The organism is Streptomyces sp. NRRL S-455, assembly GCF_000717875.1.
Lineage (GTDB): Bacteria > Actinomycetota > Actinomycetes > Streptomycetales > Streptomycetaceae > Streptomyces.
The window spans coordinates 406,663-420,813 of the sequence record NZ_JOCT01000004.1 but is presented as its reverse complement, the minus strand read 5'-3'; the positions used below and the strand labels follow the sequence as shown (position 1 = coordinate 420,813).

Below are 14,151 nucleotides of genomic sequence, written 5' to 3'. Positions count from 1 at the left end.
GTTCACCAGGCGCCCCGGCGGAGCAGATGGCGGCGGAGCTTCCCGGTGGCGGTGCGCGGCAGCGAGGGGACGAAGCTGACGCTGCGGGGGACCTTGAACGCGGCGAGGCCCTCGCGCGCCAGGCCGAGGAGCTCGTCCGCCAGGCCGTCCCGCACCGGGACGCCCGGAACGACGAAGGCCCGCAGCCGGCTCGCGCCCCGCCCGTCGGGCACTGCGGCGACCGCCACCTCCCGCACCGCCGGATGGCCGCACAGCACGGCCTCCACCTCCAGCGGGGAAACGGTGATGCCGCCGACCATCTCCATGTCGTCGGCCCGGCCCAGATGCCGGTAGGTGCCGTCCGTCTCGCGGCACGCCCGGTCGCGGGTGGCCAGCCAGCCGCCCACCAGGGTGCGGGCGCTCTCCTCGGGCCGGTTCAGGTAGCCGGGCGTCACCGTCGGGCCGCGCACCCACATCTCGCCCTCCGCGCCGTCCGGCACCGGCCGCCCGTCCCGGTCCCGCAACTCCACCTCGAAGCCGGGGACGGGGCGGCCGACGGTGCCCGGGTGGTTGTGGGCGAAGCTGTTCGCGCAGAAGGCGTGACCGGCCTCGGTGGAGCCGATCTGCTCCAGCACGGGCGCCCCGAGCAACGCGCCCACCTGCCGCGCGAGCCCTTCCGGCAGGCCCTCACCGGCCGACACGGCGGCCCGCACCGAGGCGAAGCAGCCCTCGTGCCCGTGACCCCGCTCGGCCACCAGCGCGGCGTACGCGGACGGCACGGAGTAGAGCAGCGTCACCCGGTGCCGGGCGACGAGTTCGTCGATGACGGCGGGGCTGGGACGCCGGTCCACCAGGACGGCGGACGAGCCGGAGAACAGCGGGAAGACGAAGGCGTTGCCGAAGCCGTAGGCGAAGAACAGCTTCGACACCGACAGGGTGACGTCGTCCCCGGTGATCCGCAGAACCCGCCGCCCGACCAGGTCGTGGTACGTCCGCGGATCGCCGTGTGTGTGCACGACGCCCTTGGGGCGGCCGGTGGTGCCGGAGGTGTACTGGACGTAGAGCGGGGTGTGCGCGTCGACCTGGTGGGCGGGCGCGGGCTCGGCCGCCGGGGCGAGCGCCATCAGCTGGTCGGCGCCGATCCCCACCCGACCGGTGAAACGTTCCTCCAGGCCGGGCCCGGTCACACACAGCACCGCCGCGGTGTCCTCGGCCAGGAACGCGTGGTCGGCCGCGGGGAGTTCGGGATTGACCAGGACCGCGACGGCGCCGAGCCGGGCGGTGGCGAGGAAGGCCGTCACCCAGGCGACGGAGTCGGGCAGCGCCAGCAGCACGCGGTCGCCGGGGCGTACCCCGTGCCCGGCGAGCACGGTGGCCGCGCGGGCCGCGAGGTCGTGCACCTCGCCGTGGGTCCAGGCCCGGTGGCCCTGGTGGAAGGCGGTCCGCCCGGCCCACCCGCGCCGCCCGGCCTGACCCTCCAGCTGGGCCGCGAGATTCCCGGGCGCCTGGGCCTCGGCCGGACGCGGCGCGACCTGCGGACTGGTCATCGCCGGGCCTCCTCGGCCGCCCCGGCCCGGTGCCCCGGCGGATCCTGCCGCCGGATCCGGTCGGCCGTGTGCTGGTGCAGGGCCCGCATCGGGGCCGCGGTCTTCAGCAGCATCTCCTCGTACTCCGCGTCCGGGTCGGAGCCGAGGACGATCGCGCCGCCCGCGCCCAGGTGCATCGATCCGTCGGCGAACACGGCGGTGCGGATGACGATGCTGAGATCCGCGCCGCCACCGCACCCGAAGTAGCCGAGCGCGCCCGAGTAGACGCCACGTGCCTCGGTCTCCAGCGAGTCGATGATCTCCAGTGTGCGCAGCTTCGGCGCACCGGTCATCGACCCGCCGGGGAAGCAGGCCCGCACACAGTCCACCGCGTCCGTGTCCGCACGCAGCCGTCCCTCCACGGCCGAGACGAGCTGGTGCACCGTGGCGTACGTCTCCGTGGCCATGAGCTTGGAGACCCGCACCGTCCCCGTCCGGCACACCTGTCCCAGGTCGTTGCGGAGCAGGTCGACGATCATCAGGTTCTCGGCCCGGGTCTTCGCGTCCGACGCGAGCGCGTCCCGCAGCCGGGCGTCCTCCTCCGGCCCGTCGCCCCGTGGCGCGGTGCCCTTGATGGGCCTGGCCTCGGCGGTACCGTCCCGGCCGATCCGCAGGAACCGCTCGGGCGAGGAACCGGCCACCTCCAGCTCCCCGAACCTCAGGAACGCCGCGTACGGGGCCGGGTTGTCGCGGCGCAGCGTCCGGTAGTACTCGAACGCGTCGGGCGGTGCGGGTAACCGGGCGGCGTTCGTCAGGCAGATCTCGTAGCTGGTGCCGGCGCGCAACTCCCGCCGGCACGCCTCGATGTCCGCGAGGTACCGGGCCCGGTCGCGCACCAGCCAGGGCTCGGCGGCGCCGGGATCCGCGACGGCCGACGGCACGGGCGGGGCGGGCCGCTCCGGCGCCACACAGGTGAGGTCGGCGAGCGCGCCCTCCAGCCAGTCGGCGGCCTCCCGGGCGGCCTGCGGGGTGTCCTCCGCCAGGCAGACGGCGTAGGTGAAGCCCTCCTGGTGGTCCACCGCGATCACCCGGTCGGCGAACAGCCAGGCGGCGTCCGGAACCGGGGAGCGGTGGCGGTTCGGCGACCCGCAGTCGGCCTTCACCTCGTAGCCGAAGTAGCCGACGTAACCCCCGGCGAAGTCGAACGGCAACCCCGTGGCATCGACCCGGCGGGTCGTCAGCTGCCGCTTGAGGTAGTCGAAGACACTCGCCGCGACCCGGCGCACCGGCCGCCCCGCCCGCTCGATCGCACAGCGCCCGGTGGAGACGTCGTACCGCACGAACTCGGCCAGCGGCCCGCTGTCGTCCCCCAGGAACGAGAACCTCGACCGCCCCGGTTCGACCAGCGAACTGTCCAGCCAGAACGCGCGCGGCGACCCTGCGAACATCCGGGTGAAGACCGCCTCGGTGTCGACGGCACCCGCGATCCGGCGGGTGTGCAGGCGGTAGCCGGTACGGCCGGGTCGGCGGGGCCGGGGGATGGCGGCGGCGGGCGGGGCCGACGCGCCGGTGGAAGCGGCACCGGACACGGCGGCCTCCACGGCCGCGACGGCCTCCCGGGACGGGCTGGCGGAGCTGGACGGGGTGGCGTCACTGGAAGGGGCGGCCCCGCTGGGCGGGTTGGCCCCGGCGCGGGAGGTGACACCTCCGCCGGGCGGGTTCGCCGTGGTTCGGGGGAGGGTGGCTCCGCCGGGTGGGTTCGCCGTGGTCTGAGGGAGGGCCGCCGCGTTGGGCGGGGTGCTGTCGGCCTGGAAACCGGCGGCCCCGCCGGGCGGGTTGGCCCGGGCCTGGGAGACGGCGGCGACCTGGAAGACGGCTGCGGCGGCCGCAGTCCGACGACCGGCCGCCCACCGGGCGCTCGCCCCGGTCCCGGCGACAACCGCGTCCCGAGGCGCCGCCGTCGGCCGCCGTACTCCCGCGTCGCATTCCGGGACGACGGACCGGCGCCGGACCTCCTGGTGCGACGGCACCGCCGTGTTCTTCGTACGGAGCTTGCCGGTCCGTTCGGCGGTCAGGTTGCGGAAGTTCACGAGCATGCGGTGGCCGTACTCCGTGAGAACGGACTCCGGATGGAACTGCACCCCCCACAGCGGCCGGCTGCGGTGCCGCAGGCCCATCAGGACACCGTCCTCCGCCCAGGCCGTGGCCTGCAGTGTCTCCGGCAGCGGCTCGCGCACGGACAGCGAGTGGTAGCGGACGGCGGTGAAGTTCTGCGGCAGGCCCCGGAACAGGTCCCGTTCGTCGTGCCGGATCGTCGACAGATGCCCGTGGCGCGGCTCCGGAGCGGGCTCCACCAGCCCGCGTTCCCCGAGCGCGATGCCCTGATGGCCCAGACACACGCCGAGCACGGGCACCGTGGAGGTCGCGAGCAGCCTGGCCCCGATGCCGAAATCACGCGCGTCGCCCGGATGACCGGGGCCGGGGGACACCACGAGGTTGTCGAACGCCCGGAGGTCCGGCAGCTCGTCGGCGGGGGCGTCGTTGCGTACCACCACGGGCTCCTCGCCGTTCACCTCGGCGAGCAACTGGAAGAGGTTGTACGTGTACGAGTCGTAATTGTCGATGAGCAGGGTCTTCACCCGCCCACCTCCCTCTGTTCGTTCGCGGGCCTATGTGGCCCGGCGTTTGTGCCGACCGCGGAGTGCCTGGAGTGGCGGATACAGCCATTTCCTGAAGAAACGCTGGAGCCGAGGCATGAGAATCCAGGTCACAAGGGCCGTCACGCACAGACACAACAACAGCGTCCGAATCAGTGCATTGAGGTCACCCAGATAGGGAAGCACCGTCAGATTGAACAGGAGCACCGGCGGAAAGACCGCGCTCATATTCACGAACCACAATTTCCATTTCGACGGCGGAGCCGGCGGCGCCGGTGTCAGCGTCTGCGCGTCGAACCAGGCCCGGGCGCCCGGCACCCTCCTGCGTTCCGCTTCCCGGGCGATCCCCTCCAGCCGGGCGTCCCACTGTGCCCGGAAATGCGATTTCTCCCAAGCCAGGGCCGAACCCTCGCTGGAGAAGCGATAGACGACATGCCACTCCGCCCCTCCGTCGACAAGCACCCCACCCCCCAGAAACCCCGGTTGACGCGCGGTCGCGCCCAGCATGGCCCACCCCCAGGAATGGAAGTCGGCCGCGCGGCCCGGTGTCACGCGATAGGCCACGGTGACCGTGACGGGATTACTGGCCACGCCGTCCCTTACGGAAAGCGCTCGCCGCGCGTTCACGATTCAACAAACATTTTTCGGGTGGCCCGGAAGGTGAAGGCCTTCGCCGACCGGGAAAGCACTTCCACTCGCCATGGTGCGGCCGCGCTGTCCTGCGACGACTCCACCGGCGCCCACCGGCCGGCGGGTACGCCCGCCAGGCCCCGGCGCCAAGGGCGCATGCCCCACCAAAGAGCACAAAAAGACGGCATGGGATCGTTCATCGACGGGGGGCGGTGCGCGCGTTCTCACACCGGTCTCTAGGCTGGCCGCTCGGCAGTACATGACAGCAACCACCCGGGGGAGACACGGACATGGCGGAAACACGGCGACGGCTGCGCTCGAGCACGGTGGTGCTGGGCGGCATGGGCGTGCTCGCGGCGGCCCTCTCCGCGTGCGGCTCCGACCCTGACCGCCGTTGTGTGGACCGGGACAGCTACGACTACATCAACGGCTACAAGATCGTCGCCGACAAGAACTGCAAGCCGGGCACCTCCTCCGCCGGCAAGAACCGCAAGACCGGCAAGACCAAGGTCACGGACGCCGACTGGTACTACGACGCCGACGTCAGCGGGGGCTGGGCCGACGACGGCACCTTCAGCCGCAGCGAGGCCGTCGACCGGGGCGGCTTCGGCTGCTCGGGCTCCGGCAGCGGCGGCGGCTGACCGGGCCGGACGGACATGGAACGCCGCACCATGGAGCCCCGCCCCGGCTGGCAGCAGACCGTCGAGGAACAGGGCCTGATCTACCCCCTCACCCGCTATCCCGACGGCTCCCTGCGCCCCTACTGGGACGAGAGCGCGTACTACGTCTTCTCCCTTCCTGAGATCGAGGCGCTGGAAGAGGTCGTCGAGGAACTCCACCGCATGTGCCTGGCGGCGGCCGAGCACATCGTCTCGGAGGACCGTTTCGCGGACCTGGGCATCACCGACCCCCGCGTGGCCCGGGCGGTCGCCGAGTCCTGGCACCGGCGCGCCGAACTCCCCTCCGTCTACGGCCGCTTCGACCTCCGCTACGACGGCACCGGCCCCGCCAAACTCCTGGAGTACAACGCCGACACCCCCACCTCACTGGTGGAGGCCGCCTCTCCCCAGTGGTTCTGGATGGAGGAGCGCTTCCCCGGCGCCGACCAGTGGAACTCCCTCCACGAACGCCTCATGGACGCCTGGCGCAAACAGGCCGCCCTCCTCCCGCCCAGCAGCCCCCTGTACTTCGCGTACTCCTCCGCCGACGAACTCGGCGAGGACCTCATGACGGTCGCCTACCTGAAGGAGACCGCCGAGCAGGCAGGCCTGGCCACCGACTGGATCTCCATGGAGGAGATCGGCTGGGACCGCCTCTCCGGCCGCTTCGTCGACAACCGCCTCCGCTTCATCCGCAGCATCTTCAAGCTGTACCCGTGGGAATGGCTCACCACCGACCGCTTCGCCGACCACGTCCTCGACACCCTCGACAACGGCGGCGGCACCGGCTCCACCCTGTGGATAGAACCGGCCTGGAAGATGCTCCTCAGCAACAAGGCGCTGCTGGCGATCCTCTGGGAGCTGTACCCCGACCACCCGAACCTCCTCCCGGCCTACCTGGACGGCCCCCGTGACCTGCCGGCCTGGGTCGCCAAGCCCCTCCTCGGCCGAGAGGGGGCGGGCGTCACGATCCACGAGCCCGGATCCGCCCCGGCGGTGCGCGACGAGCCCTGCTGCTACCAGCAGCTGGCCCCGCTCCCCGACTTCGACGGCAACCGCGTGGTCCTCGGCGCATGGGTGGTGGAGAACGAGTCGGCGGGCCTGGGCATCCGGGAGAGCTCAGGCCTGATCACCGACGAGTACGCCCGTTTCCTGCCTCACGTGATCCTTTAGACGGGCCTGGGGCCGACGCCCTGGCAGGGGCGCGGGGAACTGCGCGATCAGCCACAACGAGACCCGCACACACAGTCCGGTAGGCTGCCCACGGGCCGTGACTGGCGCGCTGGGATGGACAAACCATCGGGGAGCGGCCCCCGGACCCGGTCGAACCCCCGGGGACCGGAACCGTGCCGTGCGCCTGGGCCGTACCGTGAACGCTGAACACAACGTCCGGAGGTCCACCATCATGTCAGCCGAGCCCCTCTCCACCGCTTCCACCGCCTACCGCGCCGCCCTCGACGTCATCCGCGCCGTGGAACCCCGCGTAGCGGACGCCATCGGCCAGGAGGTCGCCGACCAGCGCGAGATGCTCAAGCTGATCGCCTCCGAGAACTACGCCTCCCCGGCCACGCTCCTGGCGATGGGCAACTGGTTCAGCGACAAGTACGCCGAGGGCACCATCGGCCGCCGCTTCTACGCCGGCTGCCGCAACGTCGACACCGTCGAGTCCCTGGCCGCCGAGCACGCCAAGGAGCTCTTCGGCGCCCGCCACGCCTACGTCCAGCCGCACTCCGGCATCGACGCCAACCTCGTCGCCTTCTGGGCCGTCCTCGGTGCCCGCGTCGAGGTGCCCTTCCTGGAGAAGACCGGCGTCCGCCAGATCAACGACCTGACCGAGGCCGACTGGGCCGAGCTGCGCCAGGCCTTCGGCAACCAGCGCATGCTCGGCATGTCCCTGGACGCCGGCGGCCACCTCACCCACGGCTTCCGCCCGAACATCTCCGGCAAGATGTTCGACCAGCGCTCCTACGGCACCGACCCGGCCACCGGCCTCATCGACTACGAGGCCCTGCGCGCCCAGGCCCGCGAGTTCAAGCCGCTGATCATCGTCGCGGGCTACTCGGCCTACCCCCGGCTGGTGAACTTCCGGATCATGCGCGAGATCGCCGACGAGGTCGGCGCCACGCTCATGGTCGACATGGCGCACTTCGCCGGCCTCGTCGCGGGCAAGGTCCTCACCGGCGACTTCGACCCGGTCCCGCACGCCCAGATCGTGACGACGACCACCCACAAGTCGCTGCGCGGCCCCCGCGGCGGCATGGTCCTGTGCGACGACTCCCTCAAGGACCAGGTCGACCGCGGCTGCCCCATGGTCCTCGGCGGTCCGCTCCCGCACGTCATGGCAGCCAAGGCCGTCGCCCTCGCGGAGGCCCGGCAGGAGTCCTTCCGCGACTACGCCCAGCGCATCGTCGACAACTCCCGCGCCCTCGCCGAGGGCCTGATGCGCCGCGGCGCGACGCTGGTCACGGGCGGCACCGACAACCACCTGAACCTGATCGACGTCGCCTCCTCCTACGGCCTCACCGGCCGCCAGGCCGAGGCCGCCCTGCTCGAGTCGGGCATCGTCACCAACCGCAACGCCATCCCCGCCGACCCGAACGGCGCCTGGTACACGTCGGGCATCCGCATCGGCACGCCCGCCCTGACGACCCGCGGCCTGGGCACGGCCGAGATGGACGAGGTGGCCGGCCTGATCGACCGCGTCCTCACCACCACCGAGCCGGGCACGACCAAGTCGGGCGCCCCCTCCAAGGCGGCCCACGTCCTCGACGCGAAGATCGCCGACGAGATCTCCCGCAGGGCGACGGACCTGGTGGCGGGCTTCCCGCTCTACCCCGAGATCGACCTCGGCTGAGATCCACACGGCTCATCGCGGGTGACACCTCGACGCACTCACCGACGTCCTGGCACCCACATCGATCAGCTCGTGCCGTGTCTCCACTTCCCGTGACGGCGGTCCGGCTTCGCGCCGGGCCGCCGCGCGCCGTACGGCATGGCTGCCGCCGATCCCTCCGGACCCGCCTCAGCCGTGCCCCTACGCTCTTGCTGGTGGCAGCACCGTAGGTCATTCCCTTCACCCGCACCCCGCCTCACCCATCGAGCAGTTCCCTTTTCGGCTCCCCGGCCCGCTCCCGGCGGGGAACCGGGATCCGCACGGCGAACGGCCGCAACGCCAGCGCCAGCACCGCCCCGCCCGCCGCGCCCGGCAGCGCCCACCACCAGTCCGTGCCGTCGTCCCCCGTCGGCGCCTCGGCCCGAGCCGTGGCCGCCTCAGGCTCCGGGGAGGCCGCCTCCGGCCCTGCCGTGGACCACGGCGGCGACATGACGTCGACGATCCCCGTGCCGTCGGCCGGCCTGCCCTTCACGCCCAGCTCTTCCAACAGATCGACCAGTTCGTCGGAGCGCTCGGCACGGTGCCAGGAGCCATGCGTCGCCCGGGGCAGGTTCACCGCCGTGTGTATCCACGTATCCCCGCTCCCGCTCGTGGAGAAGACCTGGTCCACGCGCCACGGTGAGATGTCATGCACCATCCAGGTGACGGTGAATCGCCGCGCCGAGGCCAGATAGGCCTGTGGCGGCTCGACGCCAGAGCCCCTCCCCGGACCGAGCAGCCGCTCCCCGTCCCTCGCGGCCAGCCGAGGGCCTGGGCCGTCTCCTGCTCGTCCATCTCCAGCAGGTACCGGTAGGTGACGACCAGTCGGTGCTCCTCGCTCAGTTTCTCCAGAGCGGCCAGTAACGCCGTGCGGCGCTCCGCCTCCAGTGTCGCCACGGCGGGGTCCGCCGACTCCGGTATGAGCGGCTCGGCCTTGACGAGCGCCGCCTCCCGGTCCGCGAGCGTGCGCTGACGCGCTGCCCTCCGCACGGTGTTCCTCGTCTCATTGGCGACGATCGCCAGCAGCCATGGCTTGAACGCCATGCCGTCCCGGAACCTGCCCAGCGCGCAGTACGCCTTGACGAATGCCTGCTGCACCACGTCCTCGGCGTCCGCTCCCGCCCCGAGCGCCTTCGCCGCCCTGAGCGCGAGGCCCGTATGCGTCCGCACCAGCACCGCGTACGCCTCCGGCTCTCCGGCGCGCACGCGTGCGATCACCGCGGCCTCATCGACGATGCGGCCCCCCTCCCGCGTCCTCACACTCTTGTTACACCGGCGAACAGGTATCGGTTCCCACCTGTTTCGGACCAGTTCCGGATCGCCGCACGCGACCTGAGAGAATGGTGAACATGGCCTCTGACCGACCTCGCGTGCTCTCCGGGATCCAGCCCACCGCCGGCTCGTTCCACCTCGGCAACTACCTCGGCGCCGTCCGCCAGTGGGTGGCCCTGCAGGAGACCCACGACGCGTTCTACATGGTCGTCGACCTGCACGCGATCACCATCCCGCAGGACCCGAAGGACCTGCGCGCGAACACCCGCCTGGCCGCCGCGCAGCTGCTCGCCGCGGGTCTGGACCCGGACCGCTGCACCCTCTTCGTGCAGAGCCACGTCCCCGAGCACGCCCAGCTCGCCTGGGTCATGAACTGCCTCACCGGCTTCGGCGAGGCGAGCCGGATGACCCAGTTCAAGGACAAGGCCGCCAAGCAGGGCGCCGAGCGCGCCTCCGTCGGCCTGTTCACGTACCCGATCCTCCAGGTCGCGGACATCCTGCTCTACCAGGCCCACGAGGTTCCGGTCGGCGAGGACCAGCGCCAGCACGTCGAGCTCACCCGTGACCTCGCCGAGCGCTTCAACGGCCGTTTCGGCCCGACCTTCACCGTCCCGAAGCCGTACATCCTCAAGGAGACGGCGAAGATCTACGACCTCCAGGACCCGTCGGTCAAGATGAGCAAGTCGGCGTCCACGCCGAAGGGCCTCATCAACCTCCTCGACGATCCGAAGGCCACCGCGAAGAAGGTCAAGAGCGCGGTCACGGACACCGACACGGTCATCCGTTTCGACGCGGCTGAGAAGCCGGGCATCAGCAACCTCCTCGGTATCTACTCGACCCTCACCGGGGAGAGCATCGCCGAGCTCGAGGAGAAGTACGCCGGCAAGGGGTACGGGGCGCTGAAGACGGACCTCGCGGAGATCATGGTCGACTTCGTGACGCCTTTCCGGGAGCGCACCCAGCAGTACCTGGACGACCCGGAGACGCTCGACTCGATCCTGGCCAAGGGCGCCGAGAAGGCACGTGCCGTCGCCGCGGAGACCCTCTCCCAGGCGTACGACAGGGTCGGCTTCCTGCCCGCCAAGCACTGAACCCGCTCCCGCGCACAGCCGTACCACCGGACAGCGCTGTACATCACTTCGGTTGCGCCTGCCTGTAACGGGGTCGTGGTCGTACAGTCGATAACCGGGTGGTCGTATCAGCGGCCCGCTAACTGAACCGACAGGAGACGATGTGGGGACCGTAACGATCGGTGTCTCGATCGCGGTCCCGGAGCCTCACGGCAGCCGGCTTCAGCAGCTGCGCGCGGGCTTCGGCGACGCCGCGGCTCACGGTATTCCCACGCATGTCACCCTGCTGCCACCGACGGAGATCGACGAGGCCGCCCTGCCGGCCGTCGAGGCGCATCTGACCGAGGTCGCCGCGGCAGCCCGGCCGTTCCCGATGCGGCTGTCCGGCACCGGTACGTTCCGGCCCGTGTCGCCGGTCGTCTTCGTCCGGGTCGTCGCCGGGGCGGAGGCCTGCACCACGCTGCAGGAACAGGTCCGCGACCCCGCCGGGCCGGTCGTACGGGAACTGCAGTTCCCATACCACCCGCACGTCACCGTCGCCCACGGCATCGACGAGGCGGCGCTGGACCGCGCCTTCGAGGAGCTCGCCGGTTACGAGGCCCAGTGGCCCTGCACCGGCTTCGCCCTCTACGAACAGGGCGCCGACGGCGTGTGGCGCAAACTGCGCGAGTTCCCCTTCGGCGGCTCGGTCGTCCCGCCCCAGGCCGGTCACGTGGAGCGCGGCTCGGTCCCCACGCGCTGACCCGCGCAGCCCGGGCCACCGCGCAGCGGACCGTCGCCCAGTCCGGACCGCCGGCCACCGGCCCATCCGCGCGGGCCAGGGCCGCCAGTTGCCGGACCACGGTCGCTGGTCCACTGCGCGGGCCGGTGCCGCCAGTTGCCGGACCACGGTCGCTGGTCCACTGCGCGGGCCAGGGCCGCCAGTTGCCGGACCACGGTCGCTGAACCACCGCGTTGTCCGGGCCGTCGGCCATCGGCTCACTGCGCGGGCGGGACCGCGAGTTGCCGGACCGCCGGTGCTGGTCCATCGCGCTGTCCGGACCGCCGGCCATCGGCTCACTGGGCGGGTCGGACCGCGGGCCCTGGACCACCGCGTGGGCCGGACCGCCGGCCCTGGCCCACCGCGCGAGCCGGACCACCGGCGCCGGCCCACCGCGCGAGCCGGACCACCGGCGCCGGCCCACCGCGCGGGCCGGACCAGGCATCCCCGCCGGCACGACGCCACACGCGGCTCAGACCGGCAACCGCCGGAACACCGCACGCGGCAGGTGCCGCAGCGCCGACATCACGACGCGGAGAGCACCCGGCACCCACACCGTCTCCGAGCGGCGCCGCAGCCCCAGTTCCACGGCCGCCGCGACCGCCTCGGGCGTGGTCGCCAGCGGCGACTCGGGCAGGCCCGCGGTCATCCGGGTCCGGACGAAGCCGGGGCGTACGACCATGACGTGCACGCCGGTGCCGTGCAGCGCGTCGCCCAGGCCCTGCGCGAAGGCGTCGAGGCCGGCCTTGCTGGAGCCGTAGATGAAGTTGGCGCGGCGGGCCCGCTCGCCCGCGACGGAGGACATGACGACCAGGGAGCCGTGTCCCTGGGCCTGGAGCGCGCGGGCGCACACCAGGCCCGCCGAGACCGCGCCGGTGTAGTTGGTCTGCGCGACCCGCACCGCCGCCTCCGGGTCCCTCTCGTCGTGGGCCTGGTCGCCCAGAAGCCCGAACGCGAGCAGCACCATGTCGATGTCGCCCTCGGCGAACACCTTGCCCAGCACGGCCTCGTGGGAGGTGGGATCGAGCGCGTCGAAGGCGACGGTGTGCACGTCGGCCCCGAGCCGGCGCAGCTGCCCGGCGGCCTCTTCCAGGGCGGGCGAGGGACGGCCCGCCAGCCAGATGGTGCGGGTGCGGCGGGCGATCAGCCGACGGGCGGTCGCCAGCGCGATCTCCGAGGTACCGCCGAGGACGAGCAGGGACTGGGGGAGGCCGAAGGCGTCCTTCATGACAGCTCCTAGATGTTGCCTAGAGATGGAGGCGGCGGGCCAGGTCGGACACGAACACCCCGCGCGGGTCCAGCTCGGCGCGCAGCGCGCGGAAGTCGTCCAGCCGCGGGTACATCGCCGCGAGCAGCTCCGGGCGCAGCCGGGCGTCCTTGGCGAGGTAGACGCGTCCGCCCGCGGCGGCGACCTCCTCGTCGAGTTCGTCGAGGAACGCGCCGAGCCCGGGCAGGCCCGCCGGGATGTCCAGCGCCAGCGTCCAGCCGGGCACGGGGAAGGACAGCCAGCCAGGGTCCGACTCCCCGAAGCGCTTGAGGACGGCCAGGAAGGACGGGCAGCGGCGTCGGGAGATGCGGCGCACGACGCGGCGCAGGGCCTCCTCCTGGCCGTGGCCGACGACGAACTGGTACTGCACGAAGCCGCCGCGGCCGTACACCCGGTTCCAGTGGGGCACGCCGTCCAGGGGGTGGAAGAAGGCGGAGATCCGCTGGAGTTGGCCGGACCGCGCGCGGGGTGCCTTGCGGTACCAGAGTTCGTTGAAGAGGCTCACGGTCGTCCGGCTGAGCAGGCCCTCGGGCAGGACGGCGGGGGCGGAGGGGAGGCGCGAGGTGCGGAAGGACAGCGGGTCCCGCCGCATGCGCGCGGGGAGCGCGTCCAGGGGAGCGTGGTCACCCCTGGTGAGGACCGCCCGGCCGGTGGCGGCGCCCCGGGCCAGCAGGTCGATCCAGGCGACCGAGTAGCGGTAGTGGTGGTCGGTGGCCGCCAGCCGGGCCATCAGATCGTCGAGGCCCGCCACCCGTTCGGTGTCGACCGACATCATCGCGGTCCCGACCGGCTGGAGCCGGATCGTCGCGGTGAGGATCACTCCGGTGAGCCCCATGCCGCCCGCCGTCGCGTCGAAGAGCGGCGTGCCGGGGACCACTGTGCGGATCTCGCCGTCGGCGGTGAGGAGTTCGAGGGAGAGCACGTGCCGCGAGAACGCGCCCGAGACGTGGTGGTTCTTGCCGTGGATGTCGGCGCCGATCGCCCCGCCGACGGTGACGTAGCGCGTGCCGGGGGTGACCGGCACGAACCAGCCGAGCGGCAGCAGCACCTCCATCAGCCGGTGCAGTGAGACGCCCGCGTCGCACAGCACGATGCCCCCGTCGGCGTCGATCGCGTGGACACGGTCCAGGCCCGTCATGTCGAGCACGGCCCCGCCCGCGTTCTGCGCCGCGTCCCCGTACGCCCGTCCCAGACCCCGGGGGATGCCGCCGCGCGCCCCGCACTCGCGGACGGCCGCCGCGGCCTCCTCGTACGTCCGCGGGCGGATCAGCCGGGCCGCGCTGGGGGCGGTGCGGCCCCAGCCGGTGACGGTGGTGTGGTCCAGGCCCGTGATGTGCGGGGCGGAGTCGGTGTCGGCAGACATGTCTGTGACCGTATCGCCCTGCTAGGGGCGATCAGTCAGGGAACATGGCACTCCTCCCCGAAATGGGTGATTAATGGGATGTCGCCCAATATTGCC

The 14,151-nt window shown here is 72.2% G+C and carries 12 protein-coding genes; 5 read left to right on the top strand and 7 right to left on the bottom strand.

Annotation, left to right across the window (positions count from 1 at the left end):
- Positions 1-2: 2 nt before the first annotated feature.
- From IE97_RS0107575 to IE97_RS0107565, 3 genes are read right to left on the bottom strand one after another with little or no spacing between them, the layout of a single operon-like run.
- Positions 3-1,526: an AMP-binding protein gene (locus IE97_RS0107575; RefSeq protein WP_030233416.1), complete on the bottom strand. Its 1,524-nt coding sequence runs from the start codon at positions 1,524-1,526 to the stop codon at positions 3-5.
- Positions 1,523-4,144 carry an aminodeoxychorismate synthase component I gene (pabB, locus tag IE97_RS42810; protein ID WP_234310448.1) on the bottom strand — a complete coding sequence of 874 codons (2,622 nt, stop codon included), beginning with the start codon at positions 4,142-4,144 and terminating at the stop codon, positions 1,523-1,525. The genes IE97_RS0107575 and pabB overlap by 4 nt, the downstream gene beginning before the upstream one ends.
- Positions 4,145-4,174: 30 nt before the next feature.
- The gene (locus IE97_RS0107565) at positions 4,175-4,753 is read right to left on the bottom strand and encodes an antibiotic biosynthesis monooxygenase (protein ID WP_030233411.1); all 579 of its coding nucleotides are present in this window, start codon (positions 4,751-4,753) and stop codon (positions 4,175-4,177) included.
- Positions 4,754-5,082: 329 nt separating this feature from the next.
- Here IE97_RS0107565 and IE97_RS0107560 point away from each other — a divergent pair, with 329 nt between their 5' ends.
- The 3 genes from IE97_RS0107560 to IE97_RS0107550 all read left to right on the top strand — a co-directional run bounded on the left by IE97_RS0107560 (position 5,083) and on the right by IE97_RS0107550 (position 8,305).
- The gene (locus IE97_RS0107560) at positions 5,083-5,433 is read left to right on the top strand and encodes a hypothetical protein (RefSeq protein ID WP_030233408.1); all 351 of its coding nucleotides are present in this window, start codon (positions 5,083-5,085) and stop codon (positions 5,431-5,433) included.
- 15 nt (positions 5,434-5,448) lie between these two features.
- Complete coding sequence (locus tag IE97_RS0107555; protein WP_030233406.1) at positions 5,449-6,624, top strand: glutathionylspermidine synthase family protein; 1,176 nt, start codon at positions 5,449-5,451, stop codon at positions 6,622-6,624.
- Positions 6,625-6,856: 232 nt separating this feature from the next.
- Positions 6,857-8,305: a glycine hydroxymethyltransferase gene (locus IE97_RS0107550; protein WP_030233403.1), complete on the top strand. Its 1,449-nt coding sequence runs from the start codon at positions 6,857-6,859 to the stop codon at positions 8,303-8,305.
- A 235-nt stretch (positions 8,306-8,540) separates the two neighbouring features.
- Here IE97_RS0107550 and IE97_RS0107545 read toward each other — a convergent pair whose 3' ends face one another.
- Positions 8,541-8,900, bottom strand: coding sequence for a hypothetical protein (locus IE97_RS0107545; protein ID WP_051704872.1), 360 nt, complete (start codon positions 8,898-8,900; stop codon positions 8,541-8,543).
- A complete protein-coding gene (locus IE97_RS0107540) occupies positions 8,897-9,583 on the bottom strand; it encodes an RNA polymerase sigma factor (protein ID WP_234310450.1) in 687 nt (228 codons plus the stop codon). Before IE97_RS0107540 ends, IE97_RS0107545 begins: the two co-directional genes overlap by 4 nt.
- Positions 9,584-9,672: 89 nt before the next feature.
- Here IE97_RS0107540 and trpS point away from each other — a divergent pair, with 89 nt between their 5' ends.
- Together trpS and IE97_RS0107530 are read left to right on the top strand one after the other, a co-directional pair.
- The gene (gene trpS, locus IE97_RS0107535) at positions 9,673-10,686 is read left to right on the top strand and encodes a tryptophan--tRNA ligase (protein ID WP_030233386.1); all 1,014 of its coding nucleotides are present in this window, start codon (positions 9,673-9,675) and stop codon (positions 10,684-10,686) included.
- 142 nt (positions 10,687-10,828) lie between these two features.
- Positions 10,829-11,407, top strand: coding sequence for a 2'-5' RNA ligase family protein (locus tag IE97_RS0107530; RefSeq protein WP_030233382.1), 579 nt, complete (start codon positions 10,829-10,831; stop codon positions 11,405-11,407).
- A gap of 490 nt (positions 11,408-11,897) precedes the next feature.
- On the opposite strand, the gene IE97_RS0107525 is transcribed toward IE97_RS0107530, so the two are convergent.
- Together IE97_RS0107525 and IE97_RS0107520 are read right to left on the bottom strand one after the other, a co-directional pair.
- Positions 11,898-12,653 carry a decaprenylphospho-beta-D-erythro-pentofuranosid-2-ulose 2-reductase gene (locus IE97_RS0107525; RefSeq protein ID WP_030233379.1) on the bottom strand — a complete coding sequence of 252 codons (756 nt, stop codon included), beginning with the start codon at positions 12,651-12,653 and terminating at the stop codon, positions 11,898-11,900.
- Positions 12,654-12,672: 19 nt separating this feature from the next.
- Positions 12,673-14,055, bottom strand: coding sequence for an FAD-binding oxidoreductase (locus IE97_RS0107520; RefSeq protein ID WP_030233376.1), 1,383 nt, complete (start codon positions 14,053-14,055; stop codon positions 12,673-12,675).
- Between the last annotated feature and the right edge of the window lie 96 nt (positions 14,056-14,151).

Bases quoted from the DNA above. Each gene is read 5' to 3' on its own strand.
- IE97_RS0107575 (WP_030233416.1), bottom strand. From the start codon at position 1,526: ATGACCAGTCCGCAGGTCGCGCCGCGTCCGGCCGAGGCCCAGGCGCCC.
- IE97_RS0107555 (WP_030233406.1), top strand. From the start codon at position 5,449: ATGGAACGCCGCACCATGGAGCCCCGCCCCGGCTGGCAGCAGACCGTC.
- IE97_RS0107560 (WP_030233408.1), top strand. From the start codon at position 5,083: ATGGCGGAAACACGGCGACGGCTGCGCTCGAGCACGGTGGTGCTGGGC.
- trpS (WP_030233386.1), top strand. From the start codon at position 9,673: ATGGCCTCTGACCGACCTCGCGTGCTCTCCGGGATCCAGCCCACCGCC.
- IE97_RS0107520 (WP_030233376.1), bottom strand. From the start codon at position 14,055: ATGTCTGCCGACACCGACTCCGCCCCGCACATCACGGGCCTGGACCAC.
- IE97_RS0107525 (WP_030233379.1), bottom strand. From the start codon at position 12,653: ATGAAGGACGCCTTCGGCCTCCCCCAGTCCCTGCTCGTCCTCGGCGGT.
- IE97_RS0107550 (WP_030233403.1), top strand. From the start codon at position 6,857: ATGTCAGCCGAGCCCCTCTCCACCGCTTCCACCGCCTACCGCGCCGCC.